5 protein-coding genes and 5 pseudogenes are annotated in these 9,652 nt (G+C 64.7%); 5 read left to right on the top strand and 5 right to left on the bottom strand.

What is annotated here, in order from left to right; genetic code table 11:
- Nucleotides 1-171: pseudogene (locus ACZ6CZ_RS37180) on the bottom strand (transposase family protein); the annotation flags it as partial.
- Between the two features lie 172 nt (nt 172-343).
- Here ACZ6CZ_RS37180 and ACZ6CZ_RS37175 point away from each other — a divergent pair.
- A pseudogene (locus ACZ6CZ_RS37175) lies at nt 344-1,316 on the top strand (IS110 family transposase); the annotation flags it as partial.
- Between the two features lie 243 nt (nt 1,317-1,559).
- A complete protein-coding gene (locus ACZ6CZ_RS37170) occupies nt 1,560-1,718 on the top strand; it encodes a transposase (RefSeq protein WP_469030391.1) in 159 nt (52 codons plus the stop codon).
- A 691-nt stretch (nt 1,719-2,409) separates the two neighbouring features.
- Here the strand turns inward: ACZ6CZ_RS37170 and ACZ6CZ_RS37165 are convergent.
- On the bottom strand, nt 2,410-3,831 hold the full coding sequence (locus ACZ6CZ_RS37165; protein ID WP_469030388.1) for a chymotrypsin family serine protease: 1,422 nt from the start codon (nt 3,829-3,831) through the stop codon (nt 2,410-2,412).
- A gap of 275 nt (nt 3,832-4,106) precedes the next feature.
- On the bottom strand, nt 4,107-5,117 hold the full coding sequence (locus tag ACZ6CZ_RS37160) for a helicase associated domain-containing protein (protein WP_469030385.1): 1,011 nt from the start codon (nt 5,115-5,117) through the stop codon (nt 4,107-4,109).
- On the opposite strand from ACZ6CZ_RS37160, the gene ACZ6CZ_RS37155 reads away from it, so the two are divergent.
- The gene (locus tag ACZ6CZ_RS37155; RefSeq protein ID WP_469030382.1) at nt 5,107-5,493 is read left to right on the top strand and encodes a hypothetical protein; all 387 of its coding nucleotides are present in this window, start codon (nt 5,107-5,109) and stop codon (nt 5,491-5,493) included. The two genes, ACZ6CZ_RS37160 and ACZ6CZ_RS37155, sit on opposite strands and share 11 nt — an antisense overlap.
- A gap of 496 nt (nt 5,494-5,989) precedes the next feature.
- Nucleotides 5,990-6,551 (top strand): annotated as a pseudogene (locus ACZ6CZ_RS37150) (IS5 family transposase); the annotation flags it as partial.
- Nucleotides 6,552-6,571: 20 nt separating this feature from the next.
- Here the strand turns inward: ACZ6CZ_RS37150 and ACZ6CZ_RS37145 are convergent.
- The gene (locus ACZ6CZ_RS37145) at nt 6,572-7,834 is read right to left on the bottom strand and encodes an IS110 family RNA-guided transposase (RefSeq protein WP_469030379.1); all 1,263 of its coding nucleotides are present in this window, start codon (nt 7,832-7,834) and stop codon (nt 6,572-6,574) included.
- A 420-nt stretch (nt 7,835-8,254) separates the two neighbouring features.
- On the opposite strand from ACZ6CZ_RS37145, the pseudogene ACZ6CZ_RS37140 reads away from it, so the two are divergent.
- A pseudogene (locus tag ACZ6CZ_RS37140) lies at nt 8,255-8,617 on the top strand (transposase); the annotation flags it as partial.
- On the opposite strand, the pseudogene ACZ6CZ_RS37135 reads toward ACZ6CZ_RS37140, so the two are convergent.
- Nucleotides 8,575-9,502: pseudogene (locus ACZ6CZ_RS37135) on the bottom strand (IS481 family transposase). The pseudogenes ACZ6CZ_RS37140 and ACZ6CZ_RS37135 sit on opposite strands and share 43 nt — an antisense overlap.
- Nucleotides 9,503-9,652: the final 150 nt, after the last annotated feature.

The following is a 9,652-nucleotide window of genomic DNA, read 5'->3' as shown; positions in this document are numbered from 1 at the left end:
ACCCGCCCCCGCGGCTCGCTTGCGAACTCCGCCCCGCGCAGCATGACGACGGCCCTCAAGATCAGCCTCCCACGGCAACACCAACTCATCGACCAAACACGCGAGATGCCGACGAGAGACCCCCGTGAACAGCCGATGCGCCAGCACCGCCCGATTGACCTTGATCGCCACAGCCGGATCATGCCACCTGCCAGCCACGATGCCTCACCTGCTATCACGCACCAGCTCGTTAGGGGCACGAGCGCCGATCCCGGATGGGAGAAGCAGTCTCTTCGTAACGTGGATGCCGGCACGCTGATGCCGCAGGTGAGGCCGAGAAGAACACGCACACGGGAGCAAGCACGTGACCGGTGAAGGTGGCATCGACGTCTATCTGGGTCTGGACGTCGGCAAAGGCGAACACCATGCGACGGCGCTGACCCCGGAGGGCAAGAAGACCTTCGACAAGCGGCTGCCCAACACCGAGTTCAAGCTCCGCGAGATCTTGCCAAGCTCCAGGCCAAGCACCGCCCTGTCCTGGTGGTGATCGACCAGCCCGCTTCCATAGGCGCCCTGCCTCTGGCAGTAGCTCGTGGTGCGGGCTGCCGTGTCGCCTATCTGCCGGGGCTGACGATGCGACGGATCGCCGATCTCTACCCCGGCGAGGCCAAGACCGACACCCGCGAGGCGTATGCCATCGCGGACGCGGCCCGTTCGATGCCCCACACCTTGCGGGCCATCGAGGCGGCCGACGAGACCGTGGCCGAGCTGGAGATGCTGACCGGCTTCGACGATGACCTGGCCACCGAGGTGACACGGACCAAGAACCGCCTGCGGGGCCTGCTGACACAGATCCATCCGCCGCTGGAGAAGATCATCGGCCCGCCTGGACCACCCCGCCGTCCTCACCCTGTTCGAACGCTTCGGCTCCTGCCCAGCTGCGGAAAGCAGGACGGTGCAGACTCGCCACACTGCTGCGGCCGCAGGCCTCGCGGATGGCCGAGCGCCTGGCCGAGGACATCTTCACCGCATTCGACGAGCAGACCGTGGTTGTTCCCGGCACCGACGCCGCCGCACTGATCATCCCCAACCTCGTCGCCAGCCTCGGCTCCGTACTGGACCAGCGCGGACCTCTCGCAGCCCGGATCGAGGAACTGTTGGAGGCCCACCCTAATGGGCAGTGGTGCGGGGCACCGCCAGGCCCACCCCGGCCCATCGAGGCCCTGAAAGAGACTGCGGGCCCTGCATCACTCGTGGTGCTGGACCCACCGCCGCGACCGCCTGCCCGACACCTACCGCGCCATCGCCAGCCTCGTCTCCGACCGCACGGCCAACATCTCAAAACATGCCACGACCAGGCCAAACACGCCTCACCCGCTATCACGCACCAACTCGTTAGACGATCGCCGCGAACAGCGTCTCATCAGGCGTGTCCTGGGTCCCGCCGCCCTGCGGACGCAGCCTCGACGTACTGGTTGGCCGTGACCGGTGTGAGGATTCGGCCGTTCGTGACGGTGTGAGTACCCGGCCGTGGATCGGGACGACGACGTGTGGGCGCTGATTGAGCCACTCCTGCCGCCTTGACCGGAGCGGTCGCCGGGCCGAGGCCGGTGCCGGACCGGCTCTGCCTCCAGGGCATCCTGTTCGTCCTCTACAACGACATAGCGTGGCCACTCCTGCCGCATGAGCTGGTGTTCAGCTCGGGGCAGACGTGCTGGCGGTCTCTGGACCGGTGGTAGGAGGCAGGGTTTACGACCGGCTGCATCAGGTCCTGCTCACGGAGCTGAACGCGGCCGGCGAACTCGACTGGTCCCGGGCCTGCGTGGACGGATCACACATCCGGGCGAAAAGGCACCACTTGATCTGCGACGGACGCGGCACCCCACTCAAAAGCCATCACACCGCGGTCAACGTTAACGACGTCACCCAGATGCTCGCCTGGTCGACGGCATCCCGCCTGTCGCGGGCCGCCCCGGAGGGGCTCGCCGCCGACCAGAAGCCCTGTTCGGCGGCAAGGGCTACGACTCCAACCCGAACCGGGACGCGCTGCGCGAGCGTCGGATCCTGCCTCTCATCTCGCGCAAGGGATCACCCAACATCAAGGGCATCGGCAAACTCCGCTACGTCGTCGAGCAGCCCTTCGCCATCCTCCACCACTTCAAACGCCTCGCCGTCCGACGGGAACGCCGCATCGCACTCAACGACGCCTTCATCTTCGTCGCCTGCAGCCTCATCTGCTACCGACGCCTCAAGAAGGCCTACTCATGATCGTGTTACAAGATCATAGGCCGAGGCCTTTTAAGGTCTGCCAATTTTCACGCACTTCTTGCAGCGCTTCGATCTGCGGCAATGCATCTCAGAGAAGACAAGCAAACATTTTCAGTTCAGTATGACCAAAAACCTGAACGATCCGCTAACAAAGGAGTGTTCTCACTCTACGGAAAGGTGGATGTTCGATCCGTAACCCTTCAGACTGTCGACGATCGGAACGAACCCGACAATGGAAAGACATTCGGTATCGGGCCAGTTGACCGGATCCGTCTGGGTGTAGCCGGTGCAGTCCGTCTCATAGAATCCCGTACTGATGATGCCCTTGGCGATGACACCGTCGCCCAACTGGTTCAGCTGGTAGACCGGGCCGCCACTGTCACCTCCGACAACCATCACTGCGCCGGGAAGAATGTTCCATGCCTCAGCCACGTCCAGCACCCATCCGGACGGGTCTGGGGCATCCGAAATCTTTTCCTCACGGCCGACGTCATGCACCTTTCCCCAGCAGTGTTCCCCGCTGCGGGCACCGCCGGTGCAGATGTAGTCGCCCTTGTACGTTCCCGACATCTTATTAACCGGGCTCGATGTGGTCGATGGGGTATCGCCGCGGTAGATCCGGGCCCGGGTGTCGTTGCCCATCGTGTTTATGGAGCTGTCGAGAGCGTTGACCGTGTACTTCTGGGCGCCTACCCGGGTGGCGGTCTGCGTTGAGGGGAGTCCAGTGACGGGGTCCCACTTGCTCGGGAGGGTCTTCGGGACAAAGACGCCCTTGTCTACGCCGTGCGTGAAGCAGTGACCGGCGGACAGCATGAGGGGAGTACCGTTAGTCTCGTGTACCGCGAAGCCGGTAGAGCACGAGCCGCCTTGCGTATCGTAGCGGGCTCCGCCGTAGTAGGGGGCAGTGTCCAGCTGACGGCTGGTGAATGTGCCCCGCTTTCCTGCTTCAAGGGTGACAGGGACAGTTGAACCGGTGATCGCGCTCGAGTTGCCGGCCGCGGAGAGGTCGCCGTCAATCCGAACCGTGATTCCACTACCATCCGAGAGAGGGCCGAGAGAAGCGATCTTCACCTTCTCGCTGTCCGTCCAGGCCGTTCGGACCCGGTCCATGGCGGCGACCAGGTCACTCTTCGAGTAGGCGGCATTCGCCACCGTCGCCGAATAATCCGGCTTCATCCCCGCAATGATGGCGGAAACAGCGGCCGGAACATTACCCTTCCAGTTCAGGGTGAGCCGCTTGGTCTCCGGAGACACCTCGATGGAGGTGTAACCACTGGTGGCCGACTTCTCCGACTCGGCAACAATGGAATCAGCCACTCCGTCCAGATAGTTCTGGATCTCCATTAACCGCGCGACGGAATCGAAGCCTTCCGGCACCGGCACGGAAGAGTTCACGTGCGGAACCACGCCCTTATCATCCGTGGCTTGGGCCGGCAGGCTCACCATGAGCGAGCTGGCCAGCGACACGGCAAGGGCCGCCGACATACCGACCTTCCGAGACAATCTAATTTTCACTTCATCCTCAATATTCAGCGATGCATGCTTGCTTTTTGCGTTATTCCAATTTGATGGGAAACTCTGCATATTCCATCCCGCGAGCCATTGACCTTCGGTTTCATGCGCTGGCAGACGGAACCGTAAGAGCTTCCCATCAATAAACCCGCCGCCGCCGTCACTGAGCCTCTTTTATCCTCGGCTCGGCACGATGCCTTGAGTAGCTCTGACCTGCGGTGGTGTTTTGGATCTTCACCCCTGGGACTCCAGGATGAAAGAGGCTCACTGACACTCCTCTCAGGAGGGCCTTAGGTCGCGGGCCTTAGGTCGCAACTTCTTACGCAACCCAGACAGACTAACTGCCGCTATGACCAGCCGATGAGTATTAACATCTCATTCTTGAAGCTTTCTGGGTCTTCGAAGTTGAGCTGTGTACTCTGGTCTACGCTGTCACCCCGTGCGATGTAGGGCAGGTGGCCGTCGGCTTCGACGAGGTCGGCGAGGACGCGGTAGTGGCGCTGCCAGTCGCGCCACGGGCAGTTCCAGTCCGGGGCGATCGCGGCCAGCTCCTGCGCGCGCCGCCGCCCGCTTCGGGTCCTTCCGGAGGCCGCCCTTGCGCGCCGAAGGTTGGCCATATGCTGCCCGATGGGCACCATAGCCTCGCCCTCGCCCCACACGGCGTCCTGCCGCGGGGCGAGGTGCCCGGTTGCCCGACGGTAGGTCCGGAGTGCGGCGAGCTTGGCCTCCCACGCTTCCTCTCCGGGTTCCCAGACCATCCAGGCCTCCGGTGCGTCCAGGAAGACCTTGCGCCGGTCTTCCAGCTCCCCGGCCCACAGTGCCTTGCCCTGCTGGTGCACCCACCGCCCAAGCGGAAACGCCTTGGTCGCCCCGACCTCCACGTCGTAGGGCACGGCGTGGAGGCTGGTGATCTCGTTCTCCTTCCGCCACCGGAGCAGGGCCTGGTAGCCCTCCAGCCACACCAGGGACTCGGGCCGGTAGACCCGGGTGCGCAGGAAGGCGGCGATGGTCGCGGCGTCGCGCGGGCTGGAGAAGTGGAGCAGGGCCGACTCGGCAGCGTCCTGCTCCTGGTCCTCGCCGTCACCCTCTCCGCCGGACCCGACGATCCGCCCGTCCTCATCGCGCTGGAGGTGGACCTTACGCTTGCCGCTGGTGAGCGCGCGGGACGCGAGCTGCTCGACCAGGCGCTCATCATGCGAGCGGAGGCCCTGGAGCACGGCCACGAGCGGCTTGAAGCTCGCGGAGGCGACCATGTCCTGCGGGTCCTCGACGGGCTCCAGGAACACCGGCACGAAGATGCGGGCGACCTTGGTGGAGCCGTCCTTGTTGAGCCTCAGCGCGCGGCCGATGTTCTGCACGATCTCTAACTGGGAGCCGCGGGTATCGGCGAAGCAGACCACCCAGCTCCCGCTCACGCTTTGGGAGGCATGCGACGCAGAACAGCTCGGCCGCTGGCTCCGTGAGCATCCTGGTGTTGAAGTCGCCTGCCGCGACGGCTCGCTCGCCTACCGGCAGGGCATCACCACCGGCGCCCTCGAAGCGATTCAGGTCAGTGACCGCTTTCACTTGAAGGATTCCTGGGCCTGTGAGGCGAAGATCCGGTGGACCGCCTTGCCTGAATCCGATAGCCGACGTGTGAGCAAGTGGCATTTCGCCGCCGTGCCAGTCAGCCGCACCCAGACCTCGGCGAAGTCGACATCAGCCTCGAGGCGTAGCCGTCTGATCTGGACGTAGTCGCAGATCGTGGTGGAGTACGACGCGCTGTTTGAAGCCGTACTCAGCAACCAGCCGCTGCTGGATGCGCCGGGCGGTATGCCTCTGCTTGCGCCGGGCGGTCTGGTCCTCCACTTCACGAGCATCGCGTCAATCCACCGCTTCGCTGGGTCCAGCACCGGCATCGGGGCTTGGGCGTCTTCCGCAGCGACGGCACCGCCGACTGGAGCGCCTACCTCACCATCCGTCTGTGAGTGCCGTACTTCTCCGCCAACGCGCGTTGTGCGGTGAGGGGGCGAGACGCTTGGCCCCGCAAAGAGCTCGATCCGCGACGGCCCCACCTCGGCCTCCCGACATGACCGTGTTCCCAAACGACACGGCCCCGACATGACCGTGAACGACGGACCATACCCTGTCGTCGCAGGGCGGATGCCCACAGCATTCACTCCAACGTGGGCACGTCGCCATTGCCCCCGACTAGGCAGTTTCGTTGGATCAGTCGGTCGTTGGTCCGGGTGTGCCGTTAACAGATGCGCAGTGGGCGCGGATCGAGCCGTTACTCCCGGACCGCACGCCGAAGCGGGGTGGTCGCTGGCGGGATCATCGTGAGGTGATCGACGCGATCGCGTTCAAGTTCCAGACCGGAACGCAGTGGGTCCACCTGTCGGACAAGTACGGCAACTGGCGGGGCGTCTACAACCGACTGCGGATGTGGGCCGTCGACGGCACCTGGGAGCGGGTGGTCACCGCGCTGATGGCACAGGCCGACGCCGATGAGGACCTCGACTGGGCCGTGTCCGTCGACTCCACGATCGTGCGGGCCCACCAGCACGCTGCCGGGCCCGCAAAAAGGGGCCCTGGCCGGCGAACCGGCCGACCACGCAATCGGCCGGTCCCGCGGTGGGCTGACGACCAAGATCCACCTGGCTGCCGATGCCCGCTGCCGACCTCTCACGTTCGTTCTCTCCGCCGGACAGGCCGGTGATGCACCTGCTTTCACCGAGGTCATGGCCCGCCTACGCGTTCCCCGTCGGCGGGGACGACCTCGCACCAGGCCGGACCTGGTCCTGGCCGACAAGACATCCCACGCGGATAAGCGTCAAGCCGCCGCTGCTTTGAGCTCTGCTGAGGGCTGTGGGAATGCGACTGCTTCGTCGTAGGTGTGACCGTTCTGGAGGCAGTGGAACAGCATGCCCATGAAGCGGTTGAAGAGGTTTCGCTGTGCTGCGACGTGGCGGTCGCCGGCTGCTCTGCGGCGGTCGTAGTGGGCTCTGGCGCCTGGTGACTTGGTGAGAGAGTTGAAGGCCCAGACGTAGCCAACGGCGGCCAGTCGCTGGTTTTTGACCTTCCGGCTCATGACCTTGCAGCTCTTGCCGCTGGCTCTGGTGACCGGGGCACTTCCCGCGTAGGCCTTGAGGGATCCGGCCGTGGCGAAGCGGGTCCGGTCGTCGCCGATCTCCGCCAGGACTCGGGCGCCTGCCAGTGCGGCGAGACCCGGAAAGCTGCGGATGACCGGCGCGTCCGGATGCTCTTCGAAGGCCTGCGTGACGGCTTCTTCGAGCTGGTCGGCGTTGTCGCAGGCGGTGTTCAGCTGCCTGAGCAGAGCGGAAGTCTGATGGCCGAGGGCTGCTTCGACCAGCGGGAGCTGGTGAAGGTAGTCGCGGCTGAAGACCTCGTGGAGACGTTCGGCTTCGGTCTGGATGCCGCGGGTGCGGTCGGCCTTCTTGAGCAGCGACTGCAGGCGTCGCCGTGTCAGCTTTGCAGCCGATGTCGGGGTTGGTGCTGCGGCCAGGATGCTGCGGGCTTCCCTTGAGCACAGGCCGTGCTTGTGACTCGCGAAGGCGTCGATGATCGCCGGATAGAACTCTCTGAGCTGGGAGCGAAGCTTGTTGTGGGCCTGGCCGCGTGCCCAGACGGCGTCCTGCTGGGCCCGGGCGAGCACGGCGATGGCCTGGACGAGCTCGGAGTCCGCCGGCAGCGGGCGGTGGGCGGCCATGTCGGTTCGCAGGATGCTGGCCAGGGCAGCGGCGTCGACGGCGTCCGACTTCTTTCGGGCGACGGAGTGCCGGTCCCGATAGCGGGCGACCGCCAGCGGATTGATCGCGAAGACCGGTCGGCCGGTGGCCCGCAGACACGCGACAAGCAGTCCGCGTGAGGTCTCGATCGCCACCGGAATGGGTGTGTCCTCGTTATCGCCGTGCTCGGCCAGCAGGGCAATGAGCTGGGCAAACCCTGCGGCGTCGTCGCTGATTCGCACCTTGGCGAGCTGCTGTCCGCCCGCATCGACCAGTGCGATGTCGTGATGATCTTCGGCCCAGTCCACCCCGCAGAACACTGACGTCGGTAACCCGGTGATCTCCATGCGGTCCTCCTTTGTGACGACTCTCTTCCCAGGTCAGAGCCTGCACAGGGTGCGCGTGCTCCCTAATGGAAGTGCTCAAGGCACGTCATCCCACCAGCCGTTCGCAACCCCAGCGAGTCACACAGCCCTCGGTCCGCGTCAGAGCTGAAAGCTCAAGGCAGAGCTGAGAGGTGATCCGCGCAACCGGCTCGGACTACGAACAGCCAACCCGCCAAGAGGCGCAGCCAGACCGTCCCGCAGTAACAGGATTTCTTCGAGGCTCATACGGAACGAACCACGCCTGTTTCCGAGCACTTCTGCCCGGACTGCTGGGCACGAGCCAGCCTCGTCTTGTCAACAGGGCTCCCAGGCCCGGGCATACTCAAAGACTCGGCTCGCGCCCACGAAGGCCAACTCCCGCCGGCCTTCGCCTCCCATTAGGCGTACTCCTCCCGCGCGATCCGCGAGCACTTGCGCAAACGCGGTATCCGATCAGTGATCCCCGTCCCCGCAGACCAGCGCAGACACCGACTCCGCCGGGGCAGCCGAGGCGGCAGGCCACCGGCCTTCGACCGCGAGACCTACAAGCAGCGCAACACCGTCGAACGGTGCATCAACCGACTCAAGCAGTGGCGCGGCATCACCATCCGCTACGAGAAGACCGCCACCATCTACCTAGCCGGACTCCACATCGCGGGCATCTTCCTCTGGTCCGCCCGGTTATCCAAACGAAACGCCCTAGGTGTGCAGCTGACGGACGCCTATGACAGTGGGTCTTGGGCTTTCTGCCGTAGGCGTTCGTAAGGGGTTTGGCCAGCGAGGGCGCCGTGGGGGCGATGGTAGTTGTAGTAGTCCTCCCACTCCTGCAGTTTGCTGTTGAAGAGGTTGACGTCGTCGATGACCTGGCCCTCGAGTAGGCGGTAGAACTCCTCCGAGTCGATGCGGTGGGATCGCTCGACCTTGCCGTTCAGCCGAGGGGTGCGGGGCTTGATGCGGACGTGTCCGATGCCCTTGTCCAGCAGGTGCCAGTGGAAGGTCTGGCCGAACTCCTGGCCGTTGTCGGTCTGAACCTGGTCAACCGCGAACGGGAGCTTGGCCAGGACGTAGTCGATGAACTGGATTGCGGTCTTCTGGTCGTTGCGGGGGTAGGCGCGCAGCACTCTCAGGCGGGTGCAGTCGTCGATGGCGGTGGTAGTGGCGCTTCTTCCGTCCGCGCTGGCTCAGCGGCTCGATGAACTTGACGTCGACCTGCAGCTGGTGGCCCGGGCGCTGCTTCTCGTAACGCTTCCAGCGGATGGAGCGGCGCTTGTAGCGCTGCGAGGCCGGCAGGCGGTTCAGTCCGACTTTCTTCAGGATCCGCCAGACGCCCGACGTGCTGATGCTCACGTCGTGGTAGCGCTGCAGATACATGGCGATCTTCGCCGGGCCGAAGTGGTACTGCTGGCGCAACTAAAGGATCTTCTCGACCACGTCGGCGGTCGTGGCATGCGGAGTGGGGTGCGGAGCGCTGGAGCGGTCCTTGAGGCCGTCCAGGCCCTCGGCTTCGTAGCGTCGGCGCCAGGTGTAGAAGCACTGGCGGCTGATGCCGTAGTAGCGGCAGGTGGCGGCGATGTTGCCGCTCACCTCTTCCGCGTGACGCAGCACTGCGAGCCGATGGCGGGCGCGTCTTGCGAGCTCGCGTTCAGTCATGGGGGTCTCCTAGGGACGGGAGACCCACCTGTCAACAACGTCCGTCAGTTTTAGACCTAACGAGCTCGTGCACGGTAGGCGGTGAGGCGTCGAGTTCTCAATCGTCGATCATGGTCATGTGGTGGGGAACGCGTTTCGTGAAGTGATCGT

It is taken from the genome of Streptomyces sp. NPDC041135, from assembly GCF_055592085.1.
This window is presented reverse-complemented; position numbering and strand designations above follow the sequence as displayed.

Coding starts and splice junctions, on each gene's coding strand:
- ACZ6CZ_RS37145 (WP_469030379.1), bottom strand. CDS start 7,834: ATGGAGATCACCGGGTTACCGACGTCAGTGTTCTGCGGGGTGGACTGG.
- ACZ6CZ_RS37155 (WP_469030382.1), top strand. CDS start 5,107: ATGTTCTGCACGATCTCTAACTGGGAGCCGCGGGTATCGGCGAAGCAG.
- ACZ6CZ_RS37165 (WP_469030388.1), bottom strand. CDS start 3,831: ATGCAGAGTTTCCCATCAAATTGGAATAACGCAAAAAGCAAGCATGCA.